The 26,717-nt window shown below is 64.0% G+C and carries 23 protein-coding genes and 1 pseudogene; 11 read left to right on the top strand and 13 right to left on the bottom strand.

The genetic code is table 11. From position 1 onward, the window contains the following. Window positions 1–60: 60 nt before the first annotated feature. The 7 genes from JJE66_RS29725 to JJE66_RS29755 are packed head-to-tail and all read right to left on the bottom strand — an operon-like array spanning window position 61 to window position 7,373. Complete coding sequence (locus JJE66_RS29725) at window positions 61–1,863, bottom strand: methyl-accepting chemotaxis protein (protein ID WP_200518028.1); 1,803 nt, start codon at window positions 1,861–1,863, stop codon at window positions 61–63. A gap of 58 nt (window positions 1,864–1,921) precedes the next feature. Further along, a complete protein-coding gene (locus JJE66_RS29730; RefSeq protein ID WP_200518030.1) occupies window positions 1,922–2,392 on the bottom strand; it encodes a chemotaxis protein CheW in 471 nt (156 codons plus the stop codon). Window positions 2,393–2,428: 36 nt separating this feature from the next. After that, the gene (locus tag JJE66_RS29735) at window positions 2,429–4,126 is read right to left on the bottom strand and encodes a methyl-accepting chemotaxis protein (protein WP_200518032.1); all 1,698 of its coding nucleotides are present in this window, start codon (window positions 4,124–4,126) and stop codon (window positions 2,429–2,431) included. Window positions 4,127–4,163: 37 nt separating this feature from the next. After that, window positions 4,164–4,625: a chemotaxis protein CheW gene (locus JJE66_RS29740; protein ID WP_200518033.1), complete on the bottom strand. Its 462-nt coding sequence runs from the start codon at window positions 4,623–4,625 to the stop codon at window positions 4,164–4,166. Continuing rightward, window positions 4,625–6,688, bottom strand: coding sequence for a chemotaxis protein CheA (locus JJE66_RS29745; RefSeq protein WP_200518035.1), 2,064 nt, complete (start codon window positions 6,686–6,688; stop codon window positions 4,625–4,627). Before JJE66_RS29745 ends, JJE66_RS29740 begins: the two co-directional genes overlap by 1 nt. Then, complete coding sequence (locus JJE66_RS29750; RefSeq protein WP_044999604.1) at window positions 6,685–7,050, bottom strand: response regulator; 366 nt, start codon at window positions 7,048–7,050, stop codon at window positions 6,685–6,687. The genes JJE66_RS29745 and JJE66_RS29750 overlap by 4 nt, the downstream gene beginning before the upstream one ends. Then, a complete protein-coding gene (locus JJE66_RS29755; RefSeq protein WP_200518037.1) occupies window positions 7,050–7,373 on the bottom strand; it encodes an STAS domain-containing protein in 324 nt (107 codons plus the stop codon). The genes JJE66_RS29750 and JJE66_RS29755 overlap by 1 nt, the downstream gene beginning before the upstream one ends. Before the next feature lie 286 nt (window positions 7,374–7,659). On the opposite strand from JJE66_RS29755, the gene JJE66_RS29760 reads away from it, so the two are divergent. The 3 genes from JJE66_RS29760 (at window position 7,660) to JJE66_RS29770 (ending at window position 11,824) form a co-directional block, all read left to right on the top strand. Further along, window positions 7,660–8,814 carry an HD domain-containing phosphohydrolase gene (locus JJE66_RS29760; protein ID WP_200518038.1) on the top strand — a complete coding sequence of 385 codons (1,155 nt, stop codon included), beginning with the start codon at window positions 7,660–7,662 and terminating at the stop codon, window positions 8,812–8,814. 168 nt (window positions 8,815–8,982) lie between these two features. Next, window positions 8,983–9,654: a hypothetical protein gene (locus JJE66_RS29765; RefSeq protein WP_200518040.1), complete on the top strand. Its 672-nt coding sequence runs from the start codon at window positions 8,983–8,985 to the stop codon at window positions 9,652–9,654. 19 nt (window positions 9,655–9,673) lie between these two features. Then, window positions 9,674–11,824: an adenylate/guanylate cyclase domain-containing protein gene (locus JJE66_RS29770; RefSeq protein ID WP_200518041.1), complete on the top strand. Its 2,151-nt coding sequence runs from the start codon at window positions 9,674–9,676 to the stop codon at window positions 11,822–11,824. Between the two features lie 31 nt (window positions 11,825–11,855). On the opposite strand, the gene pobA is transcribed toward JJE66_RS29770, so the two are convergent. Next, complete coding sequence (pobA, locus tag JJE66_RS29775; RefSeq protein ID WP_200518042.1) at window positions 11,856–13,028, bottom strand: 4-hydroxybenzoate 3-monooxygenase; 1,173 nt, start codon at window positions 13,026–13,028, stop codon at window positions 11,856–11,858. A 50-nt stretch (window positions 13,029–13,078) separates the two neighbouring features. Between pobA and JJE66_RS29780 the strand changes: the two genes are divergently transcribed. Further along, window positions 13,079–13,978 carry a helix-turn-helix domain-containing protein gene (locus JJE66_RS29780; protein ID WP_200518043.1) on the top strand — a complete coding sequence of 300 codons (900 nt, stop codon included), beginning with the start codon at window positions 13,079–13,081 and terminating at the stop codon, window positions 13,976–13,978. Window positions 13,979–13,999: 21 nt separating this feature from the next. Here the strand turns inward: JJE66_RS29780 and JJE66_RS29785 are convergent, their stop codons facing one another. After that, entirely contained in the window at window positions 14,000–14,386 is a 387-nt protein-coding gene (locus JJE66_RS29785) for an SPW repeat protein (protein ID WP_200518044.1), read from the bottom strand. Between the two features lie 93 nt (window positions 14,387–14,479). Continuing rightward, a complete protein-coding gene (locus JJE66_RS29790; RefSeq protein WP_409362853.1) occupies window positions 14,480–15,430 on the bottom strand; it encodes a GlxA family transcriptional regulator in 951 nt (316 codons plus the stop codon). A 123-nt stretch (window positions 15,431–15,553) separates the two neighbouring features. Here JJE66_RS29790 and JJE66_RS29795 point away from each other — a divergent pair, with 123 nt between their 5' ends. After that, window positions 15,554–15,943 carry a nuclear transport factor 2 family protein gene (locus tag JJE66_RS29795; protein WP_200518045.1) on the top strand — a complete coding sequence of 130 codons (390 nt, stop codon included), beginning with the start codon at window positions 15,554–15,556 and terminating at the stop codon, window positions 15,941–15,943. Between the two features lie 57 nt (window positions 15,944–16,000). Here JJE66_RS29795 and pcaG read toward each other — a convergent pair whose 3' ends face one another. After that, entirely contained in the window at window positions 16,001–16,627 is a 627-nt protein-coding gene (gene pcaG / locus JJE66_RS29800) for a protocatechuate 3,4-dioxygenase subunit alpha (RefSeq protein WP_200518047.1), read from the bottom strand. Between the two features lie 17 nt (window positions 16,628–16,644). Beyond that, complete coding sequence (gene pcaH / locus JJE66_RS29805; protein ID WP_200518049.1) at window positions 16,645–17,427, bottom strand: protocatechuate 3,4-dioxygenase subunit beta; 783 nt, start codon at window positions 17,425–17,427, stop codon at window positions 16,645–16,647. Between the two features lie 104 nt (window positions 17,428–17,531). Between pcaH and JJE66_RS29810 the strand changes: the two genes are divergently transcribed. The 4 genes from JJE66_RS29810 (at window position 17,532) to JJE66_RS29825 (ending at window position 22,381) form a co-directional block, all read left to right on the top strand. Further along, on the top strand, window positions 17,532–18,449 hold the full coding sequence (locus JJE66_RS29810) for a LysR family transcriptional regulator (protein WP_200518051.1): 918 nt from the start codon (window positions 17,532–17,534) through the stop codon (window positions 18,447–18,449). 166 nt (window positions 18,450–18,615) lie between these two features. Then, window positions 18,616–19,446 carry a putative nucleotide-diphospho-sugar transferase gene (locus JJE66_RS29815; protein WP_200518052.1) on the top strand — a complete coding sequence of 277 codons (831 nt, stop codon included), beginning with the start codon at window positions 18,616–18,618 and terminating at the stop codon, window positions 19,444–19,446. Window positions 19,447–19,533: 87 nt separating this feature from the next. Beyond that, complete coding sequence (gene pncB / locus JJE66_RS29820; RefSeq protein WP_200518054.1) at window positions 19,534–20,838, top strand: nicotinate phosphoribosyltransferase; 1,305 nt, start codon at window positions 19,534–19,536, stop codon at window positions 20,836–20,838. A gap of 235 nt (window positions 20,839–21,073) precedes the next feature. Then, entirely contained in the window at window positions 21,074–22,381 is a 1,308-nt protein-coding gene (locus tag JJE66_RS29825) for a GGDEF domain-containing protein (protein ID WP_200518056.1), read from the top strand. Window positions 22,382–22,396: 15 nt separating this feature from the next. On the opposite strand, the gene JJE66_RS29830 is transcribed toward JJE66_RS29825, so the two are convergent. Further along, window positions 22,397–22,888, bottom strand: coding sequence for a WHG domain-containing protein (locus tag JJE66_RS29830; RefSeq protein ID WP_200518924.1), 492 nt, complete (start codon window positions 22,886–22,888; stop codon window positions 22,397–22,399). Here JJE66_RS29830 and JJE66_RS29835 point away from each other — a divergent pair. Together JJE66_RS29835 and JJE66_RS29840 are read left to right on the top strand one after the other, a co-directional pair. Next, window positions 22,863–26,033, top strand: a pseudogene (locus JJE66_RS29835) (acyl-[ACP]--phospholipid O-acyltransferase); the annotation flags it as partial. The gene JJE66_RS29830 and the pseudogene JJE66_RS29835 sit on opposite strands and share 26 nt — an antisense overlap. Continuing rightward, window positions 26,026–26,715 carry an alpha/beta fold hydrolase gene (locus JJE66_RS29840; protein WP_200518058.1) on the top strand — a complete coding sequence of 230 codons (690 nt, stop codon included), beginning with the start codon at window positions 26,026–26,028 and terminating at the stop codon, window positions 26,713–26,715. The pseudogene JJE66_RS29835 and the gene JJE66_RS29840, both read left to right, overlap by 8 nt. The last annotated feature ends 2 nt before the right edge of the window (window positions 26,716–26,717 follow it).

Raw genomic sequence — 26,717 nt, forward strand, 5'->3', positions numbered from 1 at the left:
ACGACAAGAGAACTAGGATAGGTCCGCCTCATGGGCGGGTGGACCTATCCCTGGAAAGTCTCAGCGCTGAAAGTCGGCGTCCCGATCGTCCTCACCGTCGTTCATGTCGAAAGCGAAGCCGCCACCACCCGCGGCCCTGATGGCGCGCGCCGGCTTGGCCTGCGGCTTCTTGGCGGGACGCTCGACGGCCACCATGGTCGCTGCCTTGGTGCGGAGCTGATTGACGGCCCGGTCGATCGGCGTCGGCGCATGGCTCTTTGCGCCATGCTCGATGCGGAAATAGGCGATCGTAGACTGGAGCTGCTCGGCCTGCGAAGCGAGCTCCTCCGAGGTCGAAGACACCTCTTCGGAGGCACTGGCGTTCTGCTGACCGACCTTGTCGAGCTGCTGGATCGCCTGGTTGATCTGAGCCGAGCCGACGTCCTGCTCGCGACAGGCCGCAGTGATCTCTTCGACGAGTTCTGCCGTCTTCTTGATGTCCGGAACGAGCTTGGCCAGCATCGAGCCCGCCTCCTGCGCCACCTTGACGGTCTCCACCGAGAGTGTGCCGATCTCGGCGGCCGCCGCCTGGCTGCGCTCGGCGAGCTTACGTACTTCGGACGCAACCACCGCAAAGCCCTTGCCATGCTCGCCGGCGCGCGCGGCTTCGACCGCCGCGTTCAGGGCGAGAAGATCGGTCTGGCGCGCGATCTCCTGCACGATCGTGATCTTCTCCGCGATGGTCTGCATCGCATTGACGGCACGCCCGACCGCCGCACCGCTGGCCTCGGCGTCCTTGGCAGACTGCGCAGCGATCTTCTCGGTCTGGTTGGCGTTGTCGGCGTTCTGCTTCACGTTCGAGGCCATCTCCTCCATCGAGGAAGATGCTTCTTCCGCCGAGGAGGCCTGCTCGGTCGCGCCCTGTGAGAGCTGCTCGGCGCTCGCCGAGAGCTCCTGGCTGCCGGCGGAGACGTTCTGTGCAGCAGTCAGGGCTTCCGACACGATCTGCCGGAGCTTCTCCACCATGCGCTCGAGCGCGAGCCCGAGCGTGTCCTTGTCCGACAGCGGCTTGGCTTCCGCCGTGAGGTCGCCCTGCGCGATCTGGTTGGCGACCGCCGCGGTGGTATTCAGGTTCACCGTCATCGCGTTCAGCGACTTGATGAGATCTCCGATCTCGTCATTGCTGGAGGCATGGATCTTGTGGCTGAGATCGCCAATCGCGACCGCATCGGCAAGGCCGACGGCGCTCGCAAGAGAGCGGCTGATGTTGATCGCGATCCACGTGGCGGCAACGGCCGCGATCACCAGCGACGCGAGTACCAGGCTGATCAGCATCAGTTCCGCACGACTGCCATCCTGCCGTGCCTGCTCGGCTTCGTCCGCCATCGCCTTCTTGACGTAGACGACGTAGGCATTGGCGGCCTCCATCGCATCGGCGACCACCTTGCGGCCCTCGTGGACCGAGCGGTCCGTCGCCTTGGCCTTGTCCGTCCTTGCCAGCCTGACGGTTTCGTCCTCATAGGCATTCATCTTGGCATAGGCCGTGGCAAAGCCATCCATCATCTTCTTGCCGCTGTCGCTCGCGGCCGCATAAATCTCGTCCTTGGATTTCAGGAGAGCCTCGCGGACCTTCGCCAGGTCAGCGGCAAATTGGTCATACTCGGCGTCGGACGCCAGGATCGCGTTCTTTTCGGCCCGAACCTGCGCCAGAATACTCTTCTCGAGCTCAGCGGCCTTCTCCATACGGCCCGCGCGCGCGACCAGATGTTCGGCCGTTCCGACCATATCGGTGAGCTTCAGGTAACCGACCGCACCGGCGATCATGGACAGCAGGATGACGACGCCGAAGGCGCTGGCAAGCTTGGCTTTGACGGTAAATCGCATGATGTATTCTCAAAGTTCTGGATTGATGTTGCTTACGCTTGCTGCACAAAAACTAAGATCAGGCGGCGCGAGGCGCTTCGCCCGGTAGCTCGTCATTCGCCATCAGCTTGGCGAGATCGAAGATAACGACGAATTTCTCGCCCTTGCGGCCGATGCCGGCGGCATAGTCGGACTGCCATTTGCCTCCGACCTCGGGGATGGGCTCGATCGCACTCTCGTCGATGTCGGTGACCTCGAACACGCAATCGGCGACGAAGCCGACGCCGGCCAACCGGCCCTTCATCGGCACGTCGAGGATGATGATACGCGTCGCTTCGGTCGCCGCCGCGGCCGGCAGGCCAAGCTTGGTCCGGAGATCCACGATCGGGTAGCCCGCGCCGCGCACGTCGATCATGCCGAGCAAGAAGTTCGGCGCATGCGGCAGGCGCGAGATCGGCCGCATGTCGAGAATTTCCCGCACATTGCGGATCGAAATGCCGAACGTCTCGCCGGCGAGCCCGAGCGTCAGATATTGCGAGGTTGCGGCCATGATGCAGTCCAGGAGTCAGATGATTTCAATCAGCGTTCAGCGCTGGAATTCGGCGTCGCGATCGTCTTCGCCGTCGTTCATGTCGAAGGCGAAGCCGCCGCCGCCGGCCGCCTTCACCGCACGCGCCGGTTTGCGTGCCGGTGCGGGCTTCTTCGCACCGCGGTCGGCCGCCGCCATATGCGCGGCCTTGGCGCGGAGCTGACCGACGGCATGATCGATCTGTACCGGTGCGGCCCGCTCGCCGCGACCGGCATTCTCGATCCGGAAGAACGAGATGGTCGACTGGAGCTGATCGGCTTGCGAGGCCAGCTCTTCCGAGGTCGAGGACACTTGCTCGGAGGCACTGGCATTCTGCTGGCCGACCTTGTCGAGCTGCTGGATTGCCTGGTTGATCTGGGCCGAGCCGACGTCCTGCTCACGGCAAGCCGCGGTGATTTCCTGGACCAGTTCGGCGGTCTTCTTAATGTCGGGCACGAGCTTCGACAGCATGTCGCCGGCTTCCTGCGCGACCTTCACGGTCTCGCTCGATAGTGTGCCAATGTCGGCCGCAGCAGCCTGGCTGCGCTCTGCAAGCTTGCGCACTTCGGAGGCCACCACTGCAAAGCCCCTGCCGTGCTCGCCGGCGCGCGCGGCTTCGACCGCCGCGTTCAGGGCGAGAAGATCGGTCTGACGCGCGATCTCCTGCACGATGGTGATCTTCTCCGCGATGGTCTGCATCGCCTGGACGGCGCGGCCGACGGCAACGCCGCTGGCTTCGGCGTCCTTGGCAGACTGCGCAGCGATCTTCTCGGTCTGGTTGGCGTTATCGGCGTTCTGCTTCACGTTCGAGGCCATCTCCTCCATCGAGGAAGATGCTTCTTCCGCCGAGGAGGCCTGCTCGGTCGCGCCCTGTGAGAGCTGCTCGGCGCTCGCCGAGAGCTCCTGACTGCCGGCGGAGACGTTCTGCGCCGCGGTCAATGCCTCCTGAACGATCTGCTGGAGCTTCTGGACCATCAAGTTCAGCGATTTGACGAGATCGCCGATCTCGTCATTGCTGGAGATATTGATCGTCTGGCTGAGATCGCCAGCGGCCACCGCGCCAGCGAGATTGACTGCGCGGCTGAGCGAACGGCTGATCGAAATCGAAATCCACAGGGCCGCGACGACCGCGACCACGAGCGAGACCCCGAGCAGCGTCATCAGCAGGAACTGCGCCTGGTGTCCCTCTTCTTTCGACTCGACGGCCTGCTCGGCCATCTGCTTCTTGGTGTTCTCGACATAAGTGCCCATGGACTCGAGCGCTTCGTTCACGACCTTGCGACCCTCGTTGGTCGAACGCTCGGTCGCCTTGGCCTTGTCGGTCTTCGCAAGACGGATCGTCTCTTCCTGGTAGGCATTCATCTTGGTGTAGGCCACGGCAAAACCGTCGAGCAGCTTCCTGCCGGCCTCGCTCGCCAACGCGTAAACTTCGTCCTTGGTCTTGAGGGCGGACTCGCGCCGCTTGGCAGCGTTGGCCGCAGCCTGCTCGACCTCGCTCTCGTTGCCGATGATGGCGTTCTTTTCCGCACGAAGCTGGAGGAGAATGTCCTTTTCGACTTCGGTCGCCTTCTCCATGCGCTTAGCGCGCAGGACCATGTTGTCGGCGGTCGCCATCATATCGCCGAGCTTCATGTAGGCGACGCCGCCGGCAACCATTGACAGGACGATGACCAGGCCGAATGCACTGGCAAGCTTTGCCTTGACCGTAAATCTCATATCCAGCCCCTATCCCGGTCTCGCCCGAGACCCCGTTTCAATTCAGAACGCGTTCCATATTGGGAACGATGACGAATTCCTCACGCCATTTCGCGATGAAGCGAATGAACTCCGGCTTCCAATGCATGCCGACGCGCGGCGTCTGCTGCACGTCGGTCTGCGAGATTTCCGTGACCTCATAGACCTTGTCGGCAGTGACGCCGACCAGCACCGGCTCGTTGTCGAGCTCGATCTCGATCACGACGATGCGCGTATCGGCGGACTCTTCCGGCTGCGGCATGCCGAAACGGATGCGCAGGTCGGCAAGCGGGATCACGTTGCCGCGAACGTTGATCACGCTCGGAACGAACGAGCGCGCGCCCGCGACTTTGGTGACCGGCACGGGATCGATGATCTCGCGCACGAGGCCGGCATCGAGCGCAAATTTCTCCTCGCCGAGGCCGATCATGACGACCTGCATCGCGCCGGCACGATGGTCGCCCGCCAAACCTTCGTCCATCACGCCGCCTCGCTGATGTGCTGTTTCTCGACCTTCGACTGCGCCATCGTGACGAGTTGGGCGACGTCGAGGATCAGCGCCGCCGTGCCGTCACCCAGGATGGTCGCGCCGGAGAAGATCGTCACGTCCGAATGCAGCTTGGAGAGCGACTTGATCACGGTCTGATGGTTGCCAATGATCTGGTCGGCGACGAGACCGACGTGGGTCTCGCCGGTCGAGATGATGATCGTTTTCTGGTGGCGGTCGGGCGCGCCCGATGCGGTCATGATGTCGCGCAGGCGAAGGAACGGCACGAGATTGCCGCGCACGTTGAGGAAATTGCGGCCGCGCGAGCGCTCGTCCTCGGCGGTCAGCTCGATGCATTCCTCCACCGCCGACAGCGGGATGATGTAGCGGCCCTCGCCAACACGAATGAGGAGGCCTTCGATGATCGCAAGCGTCAGCGGCAGGCGCAGCGTCACGGTCGTGCCCTGGCCCGGCCGCGTCGACAGATCGATCGAACCACGCATGTTCTCGATGGTGCGCTTGACGACGTCCATGCCGACGCCACGGCCCGACAGTGCCGAGATGGTCTGCGCGGTCGAGAAGCCCGGATGGAACAGGAACTGGTGGATCTCGTGATCGGAGAGCACGGCGCCGGCGGCGATCAGGCCCTGCTCTTCGGCTTTAGCGCGGATGCGGGCAGTGTTGAGGCCGCCACCATTGTCTTTCACGGTGACGAGCACCTGCGCGCCGGAATGCACGGCCGCGAGTTCGATCCGGCCCTGCTCGGTCTTGCCGTTGGCGGAACGGGTCGCAGTGTCCTCGATGCCGTGGTCGATGGCGTTGCGGATCAGGTGCACCAGCGGATCGGCCAGGCACTCGATCATGGTCTTGTCGAGCTCGGTGTCCTCGCCCGTGGTGACGAACTCGACCGGCTTCGACAGGTCACGCGACAGATCATGAATGAGGCGGCGGAAGCGGCCGAACAACGATCCGATCGGCACCATGCGGGCGCCCATCGTGGTGTCACGCAGACTGGAAGCGAGGCGCTCGATTTCTTCTGCGATCAGCTTGATCGAGAGGTCGGAGCCGGTGGCGGCAAGCTGGGTCAGCCGCGCCTGCGCAATGACGAGCTCACCGACCCGGTCCATCAGTTCGTCGAGGCGCTCGGCCTGGACGCGGACCGTGGCGATGCCGCGATCGTCGCGCTTGGCTTCCGGCTTCGCTTCGGCTTTCGGCTCCGCCTTTGCGACGGACTGCTCAGCGACGGACGCGGCAACGGCCTCAGCGACCACCGCGGGCATTTCGGCGGCGGGAGCCGGCTCCTCGTCGAGGAGCTGGAACAGCGGCGCCGGCGCGGGTGCTTCGACATGCGCCAGCGGCGAGAGCGTCAGCTTCATCTCGTCCGAGACGAACATGAAGACATCGTCGATCGCGTCCTTGTCGCAGGCCGCGTGCAGCTTGACGTCCCATTTCAGATAGCAGTCTTCCGGGTCCATCTCGTCGAGGAACGGGATACCGTCGGTCACAGGCACGACGAAGCAGGGACCGAGCTTGCAGAGATCTTCGAGCAGATCGAGCGGGTTCGAGCCGTTGCGCAGGATGTGGGATTCGAATTCCAGGTAAAGATGCCAGCCGGCCTGCTTGCTCTCGACGGGCGCGAGCGGCGGCGCTTCAATGGTCTCGGCGACCGGAGCGGCAGGCTGATCCGACGACACGAAGCGCTTGAGGTCGTCGAGGATGGCTTCGCCGATAATATCGTCGGTCGACTGGGGATCCTCGATCAGCGCCCGGATATAATCCTTGGCGGCAAGCGCGACCGAGATCAGTTCCTGGGTCGGCTTGATCTCGCCCTTGCGAACGCGGTCGAAGGCGGTCTCGAATTCGTGGGTGAAGGAGGCGACCTTGTCGAAGCCGAACATCGCGCCCGAGCCCTTGATCGTATGCAGGGCGCGGAAGGCGGAATCAACCAGATCGCGGTCGTCGGGACGCTGGCCGAGGTCGAGCAGGGCCCCTTCCAGGACCTCGAACAGCTCGCTGGCCTCCTGGCGAAAGACCTCGGTCGGGTCCATCACGTTCATGCGCGCACCAGTTTTGCGACGACGGCAAGCAACTGCTCGGGCTTGAACGGCTTGGTGATCCACCCCGTGGCGCCGGCGCTCTTCGCCTCCTGCTTCACCGTGTCATTGGATTCGGTGGTCAGGAATACGATCGGCATGCCGACCGCGCTCGGCAGCTTGCGCAGCGCCCTGATCAGCTCCAGCCCGTTCATGACGGGCATATTGAGGTCGGTGATGACGAGGTCGAGCTTGCCGGCCTGCGCCTTGGCGAGGCCTTGCGCGCCGTCACCGGCCTCGATCACGCTGTGACCGGCCGGCTCGAGCACGACCTTGATCATCTGCCGGATGCTGGGGGAATCGTCGACCGTGAGAATCGTGGCCATTAGATGCCATCTTTCTTTTGCGGAAAGTGCTGATCGATCATCGCGTCGCTGGCGAAGCCGGCGCGGCGAAAGGTGTTGCGCAGAGATTGCGAAAAAGAGGTCAGGACCACCGGGCGGCCTTGGGCATCACCGGTCTTGGCAGCCGACAGCAGCAGCTGGATCGAGGTCACGTCGGCCTTGTCGACGCTGGAGCAGTCGATCTCGAGCCGATCCTGCCGGCCGAAGGCCTCGCGGATCAGATCATAGACGCTGCGGATCGCAGCGATGCTGCAATCAGCGGGCAGCCGTAGGGACCACTTCGGCTCAGTTACATCAGACGACATTCGTCCCCCAAATTTCCCGTGATTCGCTGCACGTAGTGCGCGAATCCCGCGCGACGACTATTCGCGTGGGAGAGTATGCAAACTCCTAATGGGACTCCCCGTACAACTACGGGTCACAAACCGAAAAACTTCGCGTATGCATGCATCCACGCATAGCCCGCCCAAATCTCATGCGTTGGGCGCAACCTTGAGGCAGTTTGCCGCTGCAGGGACGTTTGCTCCGCGTTAAATCGCGCGGGCTATTCGTTGAGGTCGTGCCTCGCCATCCGAACGAGTCCGGCCGCCGATGCTGACCCAAGCGCTTCTGGTTGACGACAGCCGCTCTGTCCTCAACTTCCTGAAACGTCATATCGAAGCGGAAGGCCTCGTCGAGGCCACCACCTTCCTCGATCCCGTCGAGGCGCTGGCTTGCGCACGCGCGCGCGTCTTCGACCTCGTGCTGGTCGACTACGAGATGCCGCACATGGACGGCATCAGCTTCATCCGCACTTTCCGCGCCCTGCCCGGCTGCGCCGATATCCCGATCGCGATGATCACGTCGCGGCAAACCGACGACATCAAGATGGAAGCGCTGCAGGCGGGTGCAACCGATTTCCTGCCGAAAGCGCCGCAAAGCGTCGAGATGTCGGTACGGCTGCGGAATTTAATTCAGCTTGGTGCAGCCGTGCGCAAGCTCAACGACCGCGCCGCGCATCTGGCCAGCGAAGTCGCCGCCGCAACGCGCAAGCTCGGCGAGCGCGAGGAGGAGATCATCCTGCGGCTCGCGCTCGCGGTCGAATACCGCGACAACGATACCGGCGAGCACACGCTGCGGGTCGCCCGCTACAGCCGCATCATCGCCGAGCAGCTCGGCCTCTCCGCCCGATTCTGCCGGGACATCTATCTCGCCGCGCCGCTGCACGACGTCGGCAAGGTCGCCATTCCCGACAATATCCTGCTCAAGCCCGGCCGGCTGACCGACGACGAGATGGCAGTGATCCGCACCCATGCAACGATCGGCGAGAAGATCCTGACCGACTCCAGTTGCGAGCTGATCCAGCTCGGTGCGCAAATTGCGGCGGGCCATCACGAGCGCTGGGACGGCGCCGGCTATCCGAACGGCCTCAGGGCGGACGAGATCCCGATCGCCGCGCGCGTGGTCGCGGTCGCCGACGTCTTCGACGCCCTGACGACGCGACGGCCATATAAAGAGCCGATGCCGCTGGACCTGGCGCGCGCCTATCTCATCGAAAACCAGGGACGGCAGTTCGACCCCGCCTGCGTCGAGGCCTTTCTGTCGCGCTGGGACGAGGTGGTGGAAATCGCCGGGCAGCGCGCAATGCCCCTGCAGAAATCCAAGGCTGCCCTCGCAGCCTCTATATTGGGAATGACCGGGAGCCATCCGGACCAGGATCGCGCGCCCGAAGCCGCCGCGGCCGTCCAACACCGCGCATCCGGATAAAGGTTTGCGGTAACGCCGTTTTCTGCCATCACGGGTTTGAACCTGTTCCCGCCAGGGTGCACCCACAACAAGAGTGATTCTGATCACACTTGCCTGGAGTATCCGCTGCTAAGCTTGGGACTGGGACATGGATCAGTCGCGCATCGTTCGAACTGGATGAGAAAACCCATGAGAAGCCTGATCGGCGCCATTGTCGGCGCGTTTTGCCTCGCGGCCCCCGCTGTTGCGGAGATGCCAGCCGCAATCGTCGAGGACGTGCAGGGCAAGGTCGACGGTGTCGAATTCATGGACTATGTGGCGCCCGGCAAGATCATCAAGCTCGGCCCCAAGGCCGGCATCACACTCAGCTATCTCAAATCCTGCCTGCGCGAGACCATCACCGAAGGCGTCGTGCTGGTCGGCGCGGAGCAGAGCACGGTACAGCTCGGCAACGTCCAGCGCGTCAAGGTGCCCTGCGACGCCAACGCGGCGCAGCTCTCCGAGCGCGAGGCGAACCAGAGCGCGGCGACCACCTTCCGCACCATGCGCAACGACGTCAAGAGCGGCGCACCGGCAAAGCTGCCGACGATCTACGGCACAACGCCGCTGGTCCAGGCCAAGAGCGGCAGCACGCTGGTGATCGAACGTACCGACCATAAGGAGCCCACGATCAGCGTGCCGCTCAAGGGCGACACCATGATTGCCGGAAAGTTCTATGACTTTGCGAGAGCCGGAAAGTCGCTGACCCCGGGCGGCACCTATCTCGCGAAGCTCGGCACCAAGCGCTACGCCTTCCAGGTCGACGCCAGCGCCACTTCGTCGCCGACGCCGATTGTCGGCCGTCTGCTGCGGCTCGAATAGACGGTCCGCGACGGCAGCGATGCGGCGGATCGGCAGGCGGGACCTCGTTGCGGCGATCCTCATCGCGCTCGTTGCGGGCGCGGCTTTCACATCTCCGCCGCTCCAGAGACTGCAAGGCCTCTCGCTCGATATTCTCACGGCTTTGCGCTGGAAGCTGATCGGCGACCGCCGCAATCCCGCGACGTCGCCGGTCGTCGTGGTGGCGATCGATGGCGAGACCTACGACACCCCGCCCTTCAAGGGATCGCCGACGCAGACCTGGACGCGCGAGATCGCTCGCGTGCTCGGCAGCATCACCGAGGGCGGCGCCAAGGTGATCGGCTTCGACGTGATCTTTCCGAGCTCGATCGAGCAGTCGCAAATTCCCTTTGGCGACGCGTCGTTCGGCGCAAGAATAAAAGGCTTTGATCGCGATTATCTGATCGCGCTGCGGCAGATCTCCGACAGCGGCAAGCTGGTGCTCGGCGAGAGCCTGAGCAACGACCATCCGGACGTGCCCTACCCCGCGCAGCGGCTGGCGGTGAAAAACAACGTTCGCGCCCTCAACGTCTATACCGATTCCGACGAGGTGATCCGGCGGATGCCGTTGAGCTTTGCTATCGATGCCAAACCGGTTCCCGCGATGGCAGTCGAACTCGCCGCGCGCGCACTCGGCGCACAGCTTGAGACCGCGCCCTCCGGTGCGACGGTGCTGTCCGGCTATCTCATCCCAGGCGCAGTGCTCAACACGATGACGCTGAATTTTCGCGGGCTTGGCCGCGACATCCCGACGTATTCCTTCGCCGACCTGCACGCCTGCTCCGAGAAGGGCGATCGCGATTTTTTCCGCCGCGCGTTCGAAGGCAAAGTCGTGCTGCTCGGCACCATCCTCGATAAAGACGACCGCAAGCTGACGTCGATGCGGATATCGGGCAGCTATGACGGGACGCCGGCCGTGCGGTGCGCGCTGCCTGCCCCGCCACAAGCCGTGCGGTCGGCGCGCAGCGAAATCGCCGGCGTCTTCGTGCATGCAACGACCGTTCGAAATCTGATGGAACGGGATGGCGTCACCGAACTCGGCTTTCCGGCGCGGACCCTGCTCGCGATCCTGTTCGCCGCTGCGGTCGGATGCGCGGCCTGCCTGCTGGCGCCGACCGGCGCGATGCTCGCCTATCTCGCCCTGACGGCCGTCTATGCGACCGTCGCCATCGCGGTGTTCGTCCACGCACTCGCACTGCCCCTGACCGGGCCCGTGCTCGCGGGTCTCGCAGCACTCGCGCTGATGATCGGCTATCGCTTCGTCGTGGCCGACCGTGAGGAGCGCTTCCTGCGCAAGAGCTTTGCGCTCTATCTCGCGCCCGAAGTGATCGAAGGCATGGTCGCCTCCGGTAAGATGCCCGTGCTCGGCGGCGAGATACGCAACATCACCATGTTCTTCTCGGACCTGGCCGGCTTCTCCTCGATCGCCGAGAAGATGAGGCCAAGCGAGCTGGTCGCTTTGATGAACGACTATCTGTCCGCCATGACCGACATCATTGAAGGCCATGGCGGCTATGTCGACAAATTTATCGGCGATTCCATCGTCGCGATGTTCGGTGCGCCGGCGGACGATCCTGATCATGCACGCAATGCGGTCGCCGCCGCGCTGCAATGCCGCGATCGGCTGGAGGAGCTGAACCACCGCCATCCTGCGTTCCAGGGCCGCGGCCTCGCCCATCGCATCGGGCTGAACAGCGGCGAGGCCGTGGTCGGCAATATCGGCTCGCACCGGCGCTTCAACTACACCGTGATGAGCGACACCGTAAACCTCGCCTCGCGGCTCGAAGGCGCCAACAAATATTTTGGCACAACCGTCATGGCCACGGAAATGACAGTCGCCGAGAGCCGTGGCGCCTACACCTGGCGCGAGCTGGACATGGTCAGGGTGCAGGGACGCGACGAGCCGATCAGGGTGTACGAGCCGCTCGCCGACAAGAACCAGGAGACGCAGGAGCAAGGCATCCGCGCGGCGACCTACGCCCGAGGACTGGCATGCTGGCGGGCACGCGATTTCGCGCAAGCCGCCGACCTGTTCGAAGGTGCCGCCGGCGACGATCCGCCGTCCAGATACTTTGGCAGACGCGCCCGCGCATTGGCGGACAATCCGCCGCCGGCCGACTGGACACCGGTGAATACGCTGGAAGGGAAGTAGCGGTCGAACTCACTCTTCCTTGGAGGAGAGTCTAGAACGGCAGCCCTACATAATTCTCCGCGAGCAACCGCTGGGCCGTCTCGGACGAGAACAGGTACTCCATCTCCGTCTGCTGAAGCCTATCCTCATATTCGGAACGGTCGGGGAAACGGTGCAGCATCATGGTCATCCACCACGAGAAGCGCTGCGCCTTCCAGATTCGCGCGAGCGCCCTGGCGGAATAGCCATCGAGGCCGGAATCGTCGCCGTGCTGATAATGCGTCAGTATGGCGTGGTAGAGATAATAGATGTCGGAGCCCGCGCTGTTCAGCCCGCGCGCGCCAGTCGGCGGCACGATGTGGGCCGCATCGCCTGCAAGGAACAGGCGGCCATAGCTCATCGGCTCGGCGACGAAACTGCGCAAAGGTGCGATGCTCTTCTCGATCGAAGGGCCGGTAATCAGGCGGTCCGCTACTTCTTCTGGCAAGCGCCGCTTCAATTCGGCCCAGAACGCCTCGTCCGACCAGTCCTCGACCTTGTCGGTCAGCGGCACCTGAACGTAGTAGCGGCTCAACACCTGCGAGCGCATCGAGCATAGCGCAAAGCCGCGCGCATGCTTCACATAGATCAGCTCCGGCGATACCGGTTTGGTGCGCGACAGCACCCCTAACCAGCCGAACGGATAGACCTTCTCATATTCGCGCAGCACGTCCTTCGGGATCGACTTGCGGCTGACACCGTGAAAGCCGTCGGCACCGACGATGTAGTCGCAATCGACCCGGATAGTCTCGCCGTTCGAGCGATAGGTCACGTATGGCCGATCCGACGTCAGATCATGCGGCGTCACGTCCTCGGCATTGTGCACCATATTGCCGCCGAGGCGGTCGCGCGCCTCATAGAGGTCGCGTGTCAGTTCGGTCTGGCCGTAGACCAGCACCGAATTGCCGCCGGAATGCTTGTGCAGATCGATATGCGAGAGCACCCCATCATGAGCAATCTCGAATCCTTTGTGGATCTCGCCCTCGCGGTCCATCCGCTCGCCGCATTGCGCTTCGCGCATCAATCTCGCAAAGCCATGCTCGAGCACGCCGGCGCGAATGCGAGCCAGCACGTGCTCGCGGCTGTATTTCTCCAGCACGACCGCGTCGATGCCCTTCAGATGCAGGAGCTGCGACAGCAGCAGCCCCGACGGTCCACCGCCGATGATGCAGACCTGAACCTTCATTTTTCCGTCCTCCCGTCTGCACTTTTTTGCAGATTCTACGCCGCAGACCGATGGAGGGTTTCGCCATTGTCTTGTACTATTCGAACATGAGAACCGCAGCCCCCGCCATCCGGGTCTACAATTTGTTCGGCGAGTCCGGCGACCTGCCGGACGTCGTTCACTGCGAGACGATTGCGTCCCGCTCGGTGCTGCACGACTGGACGCTGGCCGTGCACCGGCATGCCCGGCTGCACCAGGTGCTCCTGATCGAGCGCGGCGGCGGCGAAGCGACGCTGGACGGGCGCGTGGTGCCCTTGAAACCGATGCAGATCGTCAACGTGCCGGTCGGCGATGTCCATGGCTTTCGCTTCGAGCCCGGGACCCAGGGCTGGGTGCTAACCATCGCCGCGGAAATCCTGGACGAGGTGCTGCTCCCCGCCGAGGGCCTGCGCGGCGCGCTGTCACGATCGGCCGTTCTTCGCGGCACGCCGCAGATACGCGCGACGATGAAGCAGATCTTTGCCGAGCACGCCGCGCGCGATTTCGGTCGCGCGCATGTGCTGCGCGCGCTGTCGGCGGCCATGATCGGCCTCGTGGCGCGTGCGCTTACAAGCGAGAGCGGCACCAGCAACAGCCCTGAATCAAATCTGTTCCGCCGCTTCGAAGCCCTGCTCGAACAGCATCATCTGGAGCGCTGGACCGTTGCGAACTATGCGAAGGCACTGGCCATCACGCCGACCCATCTCAACCGTGTCACGCGCGCGGCGACTGGCGACACCGCCTCGCATCTGATCCTCAACCGGCTGATCCGCGAGGCCCGCCGCAACCTCGTCTATACCAATCTGCCGGTCTCGGCGATCGCCTACGCGCTCGGCTTCGAGGATCCCGCCTATTTCAGCCGGGTCTACGCCGCAGCCACCGGGCTGTCACCGCGCGCCTTCCGCGCGCAGCCTCATGGCGATGAAGGCTGACGTCTCGAAGCGATTTGTGCCTTATTGGTGCGCTCTCTCCGCGGGCTCCGCCGGAGCTTCGTCGGGATGCCGCTTCTCGTAGTGCAGGAAAAGATCGAGCAGCGCCAGGAGCACGATGACGACGCCGAAGCCGATGCTCAGATGCATGGCCCGCGTGTGCGGAAATCCGAGCAGCCAAGGCGAAGTGATGAGCCAGACGCCCATCAAGACGTTGATCCATTCCTCCCAGTCCCGGTAAGCGATGATGGCCGCCAGGGAGAGCACGACGATGATTGCGCTCGTGACCCAGAGGTCAATCTTGCCCTGGCTATTGGTTACCTTGAACAGCCATGGCGATATGAAGAGGACGGCGGCGAGAAGTAAATTATAGACATCAGGGACGGTTTCGCGCTCATGCAGCCTGCTCATGACACACTCTCCGCAGGGACCTCTCGAGAGAAAGATCGGGAAGCGATTTGGTTCCAAACCGGCGGCGGTGTTCCGCCTAGACTTTGGTCTCAGTCACGAACCGAAGCGGCGGCGATAATCCTGCGGCGCCGTGGCCAGCACACGCAAAAAGCTGCGGCGCATGGTTTCCTCCGAGCCGAAGCCGCAGCGCTGGGATATCCGCTTCATGGGCAGGCGCGTCTCCGACAGCATCCGCCGCGCAGCCTCCACGCGCAGCCGCTCGACCGCCCGAAGCGGCGTCAGTCCGGTGGCCTTCGCATAATGGCGACTGAAACTGCGTTCGCTCATGCCCGCTTCACGCGCCAATCTGGACAAAGACAGGTCGCCGGCAAGGTGCTTGTTGATCCATTGGTGCAGCGCGCCGAATTCGTCCTCGGCCGATTGCAGCGACAGCGCCTCGCTGAACTGCGCTTGCCCTCCCGGCCGCTTGAGGAAGACGACGAGATAGCGCGCGACCGCCAACGCCACGGTGCGGCCCAGATCCTCTTCCACCAGCGCCAGCGCCAGGTCGATGCCGGCCGTCACCCCGGCCGACGTCCAGATCGTGCCATCACGCACGAAGATCGGATCGGCCTCGACGCGCACGGCCGGGAAGCGGCGCGCCAGCTCAACGCAGTACGACCAATGGGTTACCGCGCGCCGTCCGTCGAGCGCGCCCGATGCACCGAGCAGGAATGCGCCAGTGCAGACCGACGCAACGCGCCGCGCCTTCTTCACGCGCCGCCGCAGCCAATCCAGCAGCGCCGGATCGGAGGCCGCGAGATCGACACCCGGGCCGCCTGCGACCACCAGCGTATCCAGCCCACTGCCGCCGCGTGGAAGCGGATCCGTTGCGATCTCGAGCCCAGACGAAGACGTCACACGCGCGCGATCTTTCGCCACCACGCGAAGCGCATAAGGCGGCGTTCCACCGGCCTCCACGATCTGCTCGTTGGCGGTTGCGAACACCTGGAGCGGGCCCGTGACGTCGAGCAACTGCACCGCCGGATAGGCCAGCACTTCAATGACGCGCGCGGTACCACCCCGCGCGGTGTGCGAAACGGAACTTGGCGAAAAACGAGGGGTCTTTGGCATTTGCGCCAGAGCCTGCCCGGTTAGGTTGCTGCTGTCCAGCCCCAAGGAGAGACCATGACTTCGAAGACCTTCACCAAGACTGCGCCGCCGGACTGGCTCCTCGCGATGTGGAAGGAAATCGACGACAAGACCTTTGGCAAGGGCTTTGACTGCTTCGCCGAAGACGCCATCTGCAATCTCGGCGTCGCCGACTGGCACGGCTGCGAGACGATCCGCAACAATCTGCGGCAGTTCATCGACCGCGGCTTCACGGCGCTCCACGACGTCGTCGAGTTCTGGGACATTCCCCAGCTCAAGATCTTCCACGGCAAGGTTGCGATGCGCTTCGACGATCCCAACATCGCGGCCGTGAGACCGACGATGGTCCATTTCTTCTATATGGACGAAAATGATCCGACCAAGGTCAAGCACTGGATCGGTGCAGTGGGACCGACGGGTTTCTAACGACAACAGAATCGGCCATGTCCTCGGATGGGGCCGATCCATTCCGGAGCGCGTCAATCAGACGTCGAAGAAAACTGTCTCGTCCGGGCCCTGCAAATTGATCGTGAAGGAATACACGGCCTTGCCGGCGCGCTCAGTGCGAGTCGCGATCAGCGTCCTGCGGCGCACCGGAGGTTCGACCAGATTGAGCACGGGATCGGCCGCGTTGGCGGCTTCCTCGTCGGAGAAATAGAGCCGCGTGTTGAGGCCGATGTTGATGCCGCGCGCGACGATCCAGATGTTGACGTGCGGCGCGCATTTGCGCCCCGCGCCGTCGATGATGGCGCCAGGCTTGACGGTCTCGAACGTCACCAGCCCGCTTTCGAAGTCGGAGCCGGCGCGGCCCCAGCCGCGAAAGTCCTCGTCCAGCGCTCCGGTGGAACGGTCGGCCGGATGGTTGTAGCGGCCGGCCGCATTGGCTTGCCAGATTTCGAGCAGCACGTCGCGCAGCGGCGAACCGCTGCCGTCGAGCACCTTGCCTTCCAGTGTGATGCGCTGGCCTTGCGTGTTCGGCGTCACCAGCACGTTGGAAAAATTCTTCTCGAAGATGTCGAAGCCGGCCATGGCCGGAATCAGGCCGATATGGACATAGGGCCCGGCGGTCTGCGAGGCGGTTTCCTTGAGATAGTTGAGCGGCTGCGGCATAATTCGATTTCCTGGGCTCAGTTCCCTTCGGGACGATTTTCGAAATGGGTGGAGCGCTGGCCGCGCAGCACGATGTCGAAGCGGTAGGCGAGCGAGTCGAACGGTGTCGAGGCGTTGAGGTCGAGCGGCGCGACCAGGCGGTCGAGCGCGTCCTCGTCCGGGATCGTCGTCAGGATCGGGCAGACCGGGATCAGCGGATCGCCCTCGAAATACATTTGCGTGATCAGCCGCTGCGCGAAGCCCGAGCCGAACACCGAGAAGTGGATGTGGGCGGGACGCCAGCTGTTGACGAAGTTGCGCCAGGGATAGGGCCCGGGCTTCACCGTGCGGAAATAATAGTAGCCGGTATCGTCGGTCAGCGCCCGGCCGCAGCCGCCGAAATTGGGATCGATCGGCGCCAGATACGTGTCCTTCTTGTGCCGGTAGCGGCCGCCGGCATTGGCCTGCCAGAACTCGACCAGCGTGTTCGGTACGCCGCGGCCGGTCTCGTCCAGCACCTGGCCGTGGACGACGATGCGCTCGCCGACGGGATCGCCGTCCTTGGCGTAGTTGCGGATCAAATCGTTGTCGAGCGGACCGAGATCGTTGTGGCCGAATACCGGCCCCGTGATCTCCGAGACCGAGCTGTCCAGCGACAACATTGCCTGGCGCGGCGAGCGCAGCACCGAGGATTTGTAGCCGGGCGCATATGCCGGAGGATGGATTGAGCGGTCGCGCTGGAAGAAGCCGCCGTCGCGCGGCGTGAACGGCTCGGGGCGGTTGAGGCGGGGATCCCTCAAGGCTGGCGCCTGGGCATTCATCGGCGTTGTCTCTCCCTTGGGCAACCGGGGGTCCGGGCCTTGCTTATCGGGAGATCATGGGCCCCTCTATTCCACAGATAAATAGATCGATTATAATACATTGCATGAATAAAATCGATCATTTGGCCCTCGACGGCCACGCCCTCGAATTGTTCCTCGCCGTACTGGAGGAAGGTTCGGTGACAGCCGCTGCAACGCGTCTCGGCCTGACGCAATCCGCCGTCAGCCACGGGCTCAACAAGCTGCGGCGGATCGCCGGCGATCCGCTGTTCGCAAAATCCGGCCGCGGCATTGTCGCAACCGCCCATGCCCAGGCGCTGGCTGCGAAAGCGCGTGCGCTGATCGACGATATGCGCAGCTTCGCCGGCGGCGTGACGTTCGAACCGGCGATCGCACAGCTTTCGCTGACGATCGCGGCCAATGACTTTCAGCGCGACCTGCTGCTGCCGCGCTTCTTCGGACATGTCGCCGCGCAGGTGAACAGCCTGAACCTGCGCGTCATCCCGTCGCAATCGCCCTCGCCCGCAATGTTGCGCGAGAACCGGTGCGACCTCCTGATCACCCCGCTGCCGCCGTCCGGCATCGACATCGTGCAGAAGCTGCTGCTGCGGGATCACTACGTCTGCTACTACGATCCCAAGGCACGCACCGCGCCGGTCGGCCGCAGCGCCTATCTCGCCGCACGCCACATCACCGTGGTCTATACCGACAACGAACGGCTCGACTTCGACCGTCGGCTCGCCGCCAACGGCCTCCACCGCGACATCGCCATTTCGGTACCGAGCTTCTCCGGCGTGCCATCGTTCCTGCGCGGGACGCAGATGCTGGCGAGCATGCCGAGCCTGCTCGCATCGAGCGTGATGCGCGGCTTCGCGCAAGCGCGGATTCCGCTCGCTTCACGCACGCGGACGCTGGCCGAGCTGCCGATATTCATGGTCTGGCACCAGCGGTATCAGAAGGACCCGGCGCATCGCTGGATCCGCACGCAACTGGAATCCGTGGCTGCGATGGCCGGCAGCTGAATTTGGCGCGCCGATTGCGAACGGCGGTTCATTGGCTGCACCACAAGGACATGCGAAGGCAACGCCAGCCGAGGGCGTTCGGAGAAGCCTTATGAAGTCCAGCGTGTGCCTTCTGACAGCCTGTGATTGCGCTCAGAAGCCGCTTGCGGATTTCACGATTCCCCGCATGAAAGCCTTCGCTTCAGCGCACGGCTACCAGCAGCGCTTCGTTCACGGCGACAATTGGAGACGTCCGCGCGGATGGCTGAAGATCGAGGTGATCCGCGCCGCTCTCGAAGACAATTTCGACTTCGTGCTCTGGATCGACGTCGACGCCGTCGTGCTTCGCAACGACATCGATGTCAGGACCGCGGTAGCGGATGCTGCCGACCTGCAGATGGTCTGGCACGGTCCCGAGACGTCCGAGATCATGACCGCCGATTTCGCGCCGCACTTCAATTCAGGCGTGATGTTGATCCGCGTGACCGACTGGTCGCGCGGGTTTTTCGAACAGGTCTGGGAAATCGGCCAATTGCAGCACGCCTGGTTCGACCAGGCGACCATCCTTCACGCTCTCGGCTACGATGGCTGCCTGGGGCTTGGCCCGGATCGCCCGGACGAGCCGAACCGATCCCATCTCGCGCGCCTCGACACCGCCTGGAATTCGATTCCCGGCCTCGCCACCGCGCAAGATCCGATCGTTCATCACTACGCCGGGATCAGCAATCCATCGACGCGGCTCAAGATGGTCGAGGCGGACGCCCTGACGGCGCCGATGCGGGAACGGCTCAACGCCGATTTGCGTCAGGCGATCGCCCGTCAATTCGGCCTTTGGCGCGAGGATGCAGTCATCCGCGACTGGGTCACCGGAGAGCGGGATTCCGCCCTCGCCGAACGGTACGAGGTCCTGTCGGAGCGGGATCAGGCGCGGGCGCAATTGGCGGCGGTCCAAAGCTCCACCTCCTGGCGGGTGACCGCGCCGCTGCGCTGGACCAAGCAGTTGTTTCAGCGCCGGTAACGATAGCGCTTGTTGGCTGCCGCCGCGGTGGCCTGCCCCTCGCCAAACCCACTGGTTGCGCGCGGGCGGCCACGCTAGAATTCGGCCATGACAGTGACCGATATTGCGAGCCGAACCTACAATCACAGCTGGCGGCTGGATCCCACCATCCGCAGCCTGCTTGATACCGACTTCTATAAACTATTGATGTTACAGATGATTCGGGATTCCTACCCGGATCAGCGGGTGACCTTTTCGGTCATCAACCGCTCGCGCCATGTCAGGCTTGCCGAGATCATCGACGAGGGCGAGCTGCGCGCCCAGCTCGACCATGCCCGCACCATCCGCTTCTCCAAGAAGGAGCTGATCTGGCTTGCCGGTAACACCTTCTACGGCAAGACCCACATGTTCTCGGCGGACTTCATCCGCTGGCTCGCCGAATTCCGGCTTCCCGAATACGAGCTGCGCAAGGTCGAGGGCCAGTACGAACTACATTTCCACGGTCCCTGGACCCACACCACAATGTGGGAGATTCCGGCGCTCGCCATCCTCAACGAATTGCGCTCCCGCGCGGCGATGAAGGGGCGCGGCCGCTTCGAGCTCGACGTGCTCTACGCCCGCGCCAAGGCCAAGCTGTGGACCAAGGTGGAGCGGCTGCGCAAGCTCGAGAATTTGCGGTTGTCCGACTTCGGCACCCGCCGCCGCCACGGCTTCCTCTGGCAGCGCTGGTGCGTGGAGGCGGTGAAGGAGGGCCTGGGCCCGTCGTTCATCGGCACCTCCAACGTGCTGCTCGCGATGGACAACGATCTCGAGGCGATCGGCACCAATGCACACGAGTTGCCGATGGTCGCCGCCGCGCTTGCCAGGGACGACGAGGAATTGCGTTGGGCGCCCTATCGCGTCCTCGACCAGTGGCGCCAGACCTATGGCGGCAATTTGCTGATCGCGTTGCCCGACGCCTTCGGCACCAAGGCCTTCCTGCGCGATGCGCCGGAATGGGTCGCGGACTGGACCGGCTTCCGCCCCGACAGCGCCCCGCCGATCCAGGCCGGCGAGGAGATCGTCGCCTGGTGGGAGAAGAAGGGTCGCAATCCCAGGGACAAGCTGCTGGTATTTTCCGACGCGATGGATGTCGGCTCGATCGAGGAGACCTATCACCATTTCGCGGGTCGCGTGCGGCTCTCGTTCGGCTGGGGCACCAACCTCACCAATGATTTCGTCGGCTGCCCGCCGGACGCTTCGATCAACCTCGATCCGATCTCGATCGTCTGCAAGGTGTCGTCGGTCGACGGACATCCGGCCGTCAAGCTCTCCGACAATCCGGAAAAAGCGACCGGTCTGCCCTCGGAGATCGAGCGTTATCTGCGCGTGTTCGGCGATGCCGGCCGCGTGCGCAAGCCGGTGCTGGTCTAGCGCCGGGCCAAGTTCTCTCGATCGAGTAAATTGCTAAGGCCGGATTCGCCACATCGGTGCGCTGGTTCCGGCTCGGTGGCATTTGCAGCGATCTGCGCGCATCCGTTTCACGGCGCTTTCACCCTGCGAGACGGTCTCGCGACTTCTTCCGGTCGAGTTAAGCAGCGTTCCCGTCCAGTTCGCGTTATTAGCGAAACGCTCCGTCGGGATCGTTGGGTGATTTGGGGAACGCAGAGTGTTTCGCAGAACAGCAGCGCCGGGGAAGGAACGCAGCTTCCTTCACGTGATCAAGCTCGTCTCGCCATTCGTCATGGTCGTCGTGTTTCAGGCGGCGATCGCGGGATTCAGCCTTGAGGTGATGTCGTCGGTTCGCGCCTATGTCGCGGGCGAAGCGATGTGGTCGCGCTCCCAGAAGAACGCCGTCTATTTCCTCAATCTCTATATGCATTCGGGCCAAGCGAGCGAGTTCGCGCAATACCAGACCTCGCTCGCCGTCCCCATCGGCGACGAATATGCAAGATGGGCGCTCGAGCGCGATCCGGTCGACGTCGAAGCCGCCCGCATCGGCTTCCTGCAAGGCGGTAATCATCCCGATGATGTTCCCGGCCTGATCTGGCTGTTCCGCTATTTCAATCAGGTCAGCTTCCTGCGCGAAGCGATCCGGGAGTGGGCTGCTACCGATCCGATGCTGCTGGAGCTCAGCGTCTTCGGTGAAGTCATCAAGGGTGAGCTGAAAAACGGCCCCATTCGGGACAGCGACCGCGTGCAATTGCTGTCGTCGCGGCTATCCGAGTTGAACAGGCAGTTCACGGCGCATGCCGAGCGGTTCTCGACCGTGCTCGGCGAAGGTTCCCGCGCCATCAAGTTCACGCTGACGTCCTTGAACATCGCCACCGCTGCGAGCCTGATCCTGCTCCTGATCTGGCACACGCGGCGACTGGTGCTCCAGCGGCAGGCGTTCGAGGATGCACTGCACGACGAGAAGGAGCGCCTCGCCTTTCAGGCCTCGCATGACTGGCTGACCGGTATCGCCAACCGGCGGGCCTTCGAGGCGCGCCTGCAGAGCGAGCTGGATGGTCGCAGTGATGGGGCGCTTAGCCTGATCGTGCTCGACCTCGACCAGTTTAAGAGCGTCAACGACAGCTGCGGCCATCTCGCTGGTGATTTGCTGCTGTGCCAGATCGCACAATTGTTACAGCAGGACCGGCGGCCGCATGATCTGGTGGCCCGGCTTGGCGGTGATGAGTTCTGCCTGATCCTGCCGCAATGTCCGCCATACGACGCCGTCGACATCGCCGAACGGCTGCGCCGGAGGCTCGAACTATTCAACTTCGCCTGGGACGATCGCTGCTTTGCGGTGACCGCCAGCATCGGCGTTGCCTGCATCGCCGACGGCAGCACCACGCTCGAAGAGGCGATGCGTCGGGCCGATGCGGCCTGCTATCGCGCCAAGGAGAAGGGGCGCAACCGGGTTCAGGTCGACAACGGGAAGCCGGATGTCGTTCTCGTCACCGCGAGGTCCCGCGGAGCCGCCAGAGCGTGACAGCGATCGTCGTCCCTATCGTGCCGGCAGGATCCCGAGACCGACGAGATGCGCATCCAGGAACTGCGTCACCTGCTGGCGCAGCATCTGCGGCGGCACGGCGATCATGCGCTCCTCGAGGCCGAGCGAGATGATCCCATGCACTGCGGAAAACAGCGTGCGCGACAGCAGCGCGATCTTCACGTCATCCGCATCCGGCAGCACCCGCACCAGGGGTGGATGCATCAGCGCGAAGGCGTCCATCACCATCTGAAGGATGTCGTCCGGATAAGGACGGTCATCCTCCATCCGATGCTCGAACAGCGAGCGCAGCAGATTGGCGTGCTCGGCGAAGAAGTCGAGATAGGTCTCAGCTAATCCATAGAGCTGGCGAACGGAGTCCTCGGCCGGAACGCCGGCAAGCCGTGCCGTCAGCGCCTGAACCGTCTCCCGATTGACTGTCAGGATCACCCCACCGAAGTCGCCGAATTCATTATAGAGCGCAAGGCGATTGAAGTTCGCCGAGATCTTCGCCGGGGGCTTTGCTGCCGCCGGCTTCTTCCTGCACTCGGTGCCGCTGCTGTTCGCAGCGCTCGCATTGTTCGGCGCCATCGCCGCCCTGTTCGGCCCCGTGAAATACGCCATGCTGCCGGACCAGCTCCAGCTCGGTGAGCTCGCGACCGGCAACGCGCTGGTCGAAGGCGCGACCTTCATGGCCATCCTGCTCGGCACCGTCGCCGGCGGCCAGTTCGTGGCCGGCTCCGCCCATATGGGCTGGGTCGCATCGTCCGTGGTCGTGCTGGCGCTGTTGTCCTGGGACTTCGCCTCACGCATTCCTGCCACCACGCCGTCCGCGCCGGATCTGCCCATCGACGCCAATCCCTGGACATCGACGCTTGGCCTTCTGAAGACGCTGTACGCCGACCACCGGCTGTGGGACGGCACGGTGATCGTCTCGTGGTTCTGGCTGGTCGGCGCGATCGTGCTGTCGCTGCTGCCCGCACTGGTCAAGGACGTCGTCGGTGGCAGCGAGGGTGTGGTGACGCTGTGCCTTGCGACCTTCGCAATCGGCATTGCCATTGGCTCGCTGTTTGCGGCCAGCCTCAGCCACGTTCGGCCCAACCTCGCGCTGGTGCCGATCGGCGCCATCATCATGGGGTTTGCCGGTCTCGATCTCGCATGGGCCATCGCCGTGACCGCCCAGGGGCAGGACATCGCCGCGGCCGACTTCGCGACATCATTCGCCGCCCTGCGCATGCTCATCGACTTCGTCGCCTTCGCATTCGGCGGCGGCTTGTTCGTCGTTCCCTCCTTTGCTGCCGTGCAAGCATGGTCGGCACCGACCGAACGCGCCCGCATCATCGCCGCCGGCAACGTGCTGCAGGCCGCCTTCATGGTGGTCGGCTCGCTGTTCGTCGCACTGTTGCAGGCCGGCGGATTGCATGTTGGCTGGATCTTCTTCGGGCTCGGCATCGCGAGCTTCGGCGCCGTCTGGTTCGTGCTGACGAAATGGGGCAAGGAAGGCGTGCGCGATTTCGGCGGACTGCTGTTCCGCGCCCTGTTCCGCACCGAGGTTCGCGGGCTCGAAAACCTGCCGCCTCCCGGCACGCGCATGCTGATCGCGCCCAATCATGTCAGCCTGATCGACGGCCCGCTGCTGCACGCCGTGCTGCCGATCGACGCGAGCTTCGCGGTCGATACCGGCATCTCCAAGGCCTGGTGGGCCAAGCCGTTCCTGCGCGTGGTCAAGCACTACACCATGGACCCGACCAAGCCGCTGGCCGCGCGTGACCTGATCAAGCTCGTCGCTACCGGAGAACCGGTGGTGATCTTCCCGGAAGGACGCATCACCGTCTCCGGCTCACTGATGAAGGTCTATGACGGCACCGCGATGATCGCGGACAAGGCCGATGCCGTGGTCGTGCCCATCCGCATCGAAGGCGCGCAGCGCTCGCATCTCAACTACCTCAACAGCAGCCAGATCAAGCGCTCGTGGTTTCCGCGGATCACGGTCACGATCCTGCCGCCGGTCAAGCTCCCGATCGATGAGCAGCTGAAAGGCAAGGCGCGCCGCAACGCCGCGGGCGCTGCGCTCCAGGATGTCATGATCGATGCGATGGTCAAGAACGCCATGCTCGATCCCACGCTGTTCGAAGCGCTCGGACACGCCTATCGCGACCGCGACACCGGCAAGGTGATCGTCGAGGACGCGCTCGGCACCAAGCTGACCTATCGCAAGATGATCCTCGGCGCGCAGCTCCTGAGCCGCAAGCTCGAGACCGGCACATCGGCCGGCGAGAATGTCGGCGTGCTGCTGCCGAATTCCGCGGGCGTCGCGGTCGTCTTCATGGCGCTGCAAAGCATCGGCCGGGTTCCGGCGATGCTCAACTTCTCCGCCGGCCCGGTCAACGTGCTTGCCGCCATGAAGGCCGCGCAGGTCAAGACCGTGCTGACGTCGAGGGCATTCATCGAGAAGGGCAAGCTCGACAAGCTGATGGTTGCGATCTCCGCAGAGGCCCGAGTAGTCTATCTCGAGGATGTCCGGGCCTCGATCGGCACCACCGACAAGATCAAGGGCCTGTTGGCGGGCACCGCACCCCGTGTCGCCCGCCAGGCAAACGATGCGGCCGTCGTGCTGTTCACGTCGGGTTCGGAAGGTACTCCGAAGGGTGTGGTGCTGTCTCATCGCAACATCCTTGCCAACGCGGCGCAGGCGCTGGCGCGGGTCGACGCCAACGCCAATGACAAGGTGTTCAACGTGCTGCCGGTGTTCCACTCCTTCGGGCTGACGGGCGGAATGATGATGCCGATGCTCGCGGGCATTCCGATCTACATGTACCCCTCGCCGCTGCACTACCGGCTCGTGCCGGAGCTGATCTATCAGACCGGCGCCACGATCCTGTTCGGCACCGATACGTTTCTCTCCGGTTACGCGCGTTCGGCCCATGCCTACGACTTCCGAACGCTACGGCTCGTCATCGCCGGCGCCGAGGCGGTCAAGGATCGGACACGGCAGGTGTTCATGGAACGCTACGGCATCCGCATCCTCGAACGCTATGGCGTCACCGAGACGGCCCCGGTGCTGGCGATGAACACGCCGATGGCCAATCGTCCGGGCACCGTGGGCCGCTTGTCGCCGCTGATGGAAAGCAAGCTCGATCCGGTCCCCGGCATCGAGGAAGGTGGCCGCCTCTCGGTGCGTGGGCCGAACGTCATGCTCGGATATCTGCGGGCCGAAAATCCCGGCGTGCTCGAAGTGCTTCCCGAGGGCTGGCACGACACCGGCGACATTGTGGCGATCGACCCGGCCGGCTTCATCACCATCGAGGGCCGCGCCAAGCGCTTTGCCAAGATCGCAGGCGAAATGGTCTCGCTGTCGGCGGTCGAGAGCATCGCGACGACACTGTGGCCGCAGGCCGGCTCGGTCGCCGTGTCGATCCCCGACCAGCGCAAGGGCGAGCGCATCGTGCTGCTGACGACGGAGAAGAACGCCGAGCGCAGCGCGATGCAGGCCCAGGCCAAGGCGATCGGCGCGTCGGAGTTGACCGTTCCCGCAGCGATCATGGTGGTCGACAAGGTGCCGCTGCTCGGCACCGGCAAGACCGACTACGTCACGGCAACGACGATGGCGCGCGAGCAGGCGACGGCAGCATCGGAGCGGGAAGTTGCGTGACACGCAACCCACCGCCGTCGCACCAGCGCACGCGCTGTGCGACGGCGTGGTGCTGCTGCATGGCATCGGCGTCGGCTCCTGGACACTGAAGAAGCTGGATCGAGCGTTACAGCGTCGCGGCTTCGCGACGCTCAATCTCGACTATTCCAGCCGCAAGAAGCCGCTTGAGGCACTCGCGGAGGAGATCCACCCGCCGATCGCGGCATTCGCTGAACAATGCGGCGGCGCGATCCACTTCGTCGCCCACTCCATGGGCGGGCTGCTCACGCGAGTTTATCTTTCGAGACGACGTCCGGCGCGGCTCGGCCGCGTCGTGATGCTCGGCACGCCCAATGGCGGCAGCGAGGTCGCCGATCTCCTGAAGGATCTTTCGATCTACCGCGCCGTTTTCGGCCCGGCAGGCTTGCAGCTTTCTACCACCCAGGACCCGGTGCTTGCCGACCTGCCGCTACCCGATTATGCGATCGGCGTCATCGCGGGATGCCGCACCATCGCGCCGATCGCCTCGGCCCTTGTGCTACCGCGACCCAATGACGGAAGGGTCTCCGTCGCGAGTACCAAACTCGCCGGCATAGCCGACCACACCATCGTCAAGGCGTCCCATACCCGACTGCCTCGCCATAACGTCGCGATCGGGCAGACGATCGCGTTTCTGCACGACGGCCGCTTCAGTTCGGCGTGACG

It is taken from the genome of Bradyrhizobium diazoefficiens, from assembly GCF_016612535.1.
Lineage (GTDB): Bacteria > Pseudomonadota > Alphaproteobacteria > Rhizobiales > Xanthobacteraceae > Bradyrhizobium > Bradyrhizobium diazoefficiens_C.

Excerpts from the sequence above, each read along its gene's own strand:
- JJE66_RS29725 (WP_200518028.1), bottom strand. The coding sequence starts at position 1,863 with ATGCGATTTACCGTCAAAGCCAAGCTTGCCAGCGCCTTCGGCGTCGTC.
- JJE66_RS29730 (WP_200518030.1), bottom strand. The coding sequence starts at position 2,392 with ATGGCCGCAACCTCGCAATATCTGACGCTCGGGCTCGCCGGCGAGACG.
- JJE66_RS29735 (WP_200518032.1), bottom strand. The coding sequence starts at position 4,126 with ATGAGATTTACGGTCAAGGCAAAGCTTGCCAGTGCATTCGGCCTGGTC.
- JJE66_RS29740 (WP_200518033.1), bottom strand. The coding sequence starts at position 4,625 with ATGGACGAAGGTTTGGCGGGCGACCATCGTGCCGGCGCGATGCAGGTC.
- JJE66_RS29745 (WP_200518035.1), bottom strand. The coding sequence starts at position 6,688 with ATGAACGTGATGGACCCGACCGAGGTCTTTCGCCAGGAGGCCAGCGAG.
- JJE66_RS29750 (WP_044999604.1), bottom strand. The coding sequence starts at position 7,050 with ATGGCCACGATTCTCACGGTCGACGATTCCCCCAGCATCCGGCAGATG.
- JJE66_RS29755 (WP_200518037.1), bottom strand. The coding sequence starts at position 7,373 with ATGTCGTCTGATGTAACTGAGCCGAAGTGGTCCCTACGGCTGCCCGCT.
- JJE66_RS29760 (WP_200518038.1), top strand. The coding sequence starts at position 7,660 with ATGCTGACCCAAGCGCTTCTGGTTGACGACAGCCGCTCTGTCCTCAAC.
- JJE66_RS29765 (WP_200518040.1), top strand. The coding sequence starts at position 8,983 with ATGAGAAGCCTGATCGGCGCCATTGTCGGCGCGTTTTGCCTCGCGGCC.
- JJE66_RS29770 (WP_200518041.1), top strand. The coding sequence starts at position 9,674 with ATGCGGCGGATCGGCAGGCGGGACCTCGTTGCGGCGATCCTCATCGCG.
- pobA (WP_200518042.1), bottom strand. The coding sequence starts at position 13,028 with ATGAAGGTTCAGGTCTGCATCATCGGCGGTGGACCGTCGGGGCTGCTG.
- JJE66_RS29780 (WP_200518043.1), top strand. The coding sequence starts at position 13,079 with ATGGAGGGTTTCGCCATTGTCTTGTACTATTCGAACATGAGAACCGCA.
- JJE66_RS29785 (WP_200518044.1), bottom strand. The coding sequence starts at position 14,386 with ATGAGCAGGCTGCATGAGCGCGAAACCGTCCCTGATGTCTATAATTTA.
- JJE66_RS29795 (WP_200518045.1), top strand. The coding sequence starts at position 15,554 with ATGACTTCGAAGACCTTCACCAAGACTGCGCCGCCGGACTGGCTCCTC.
- pcaG (WP_200518047.1), bottom strand. The coding sequence starts at position 16,627 with ATGCCGCAGCCGCTCAACTATCTCAAGGAAACCGCCTCGCAGACCGCC.
- pcaH (WP_200518049.1), bottom strand. The coding sequence starts at position 17,427 with ATGAATGCCCAGGCGCCAGCCTTGAGGGATCCCCGCCTCAACCGCCCC.
- JJE66_RS29810 (WP_200518051.1), top strand. The coding sequence starts at position 17,532 with ATGAATAAAATCGATCATTTGGCCCTCGACGGCCACGCCCTCGAATTG.
- JJE66_RS29815 (WP_200518052.1), top strand. The coding sequence starts at position 18,616 with ATGAAAGCCTTCGCTTCAGCGCACGGCTACCAGCAGCGCTTCGTTCAC.
- pncB (WP_200518054.1), top strand. The coding sequence starts at position 19,534 with ATGACAGTGACCGATATTGCGAGCCGAACCTACAATCACAGCTGGCGG.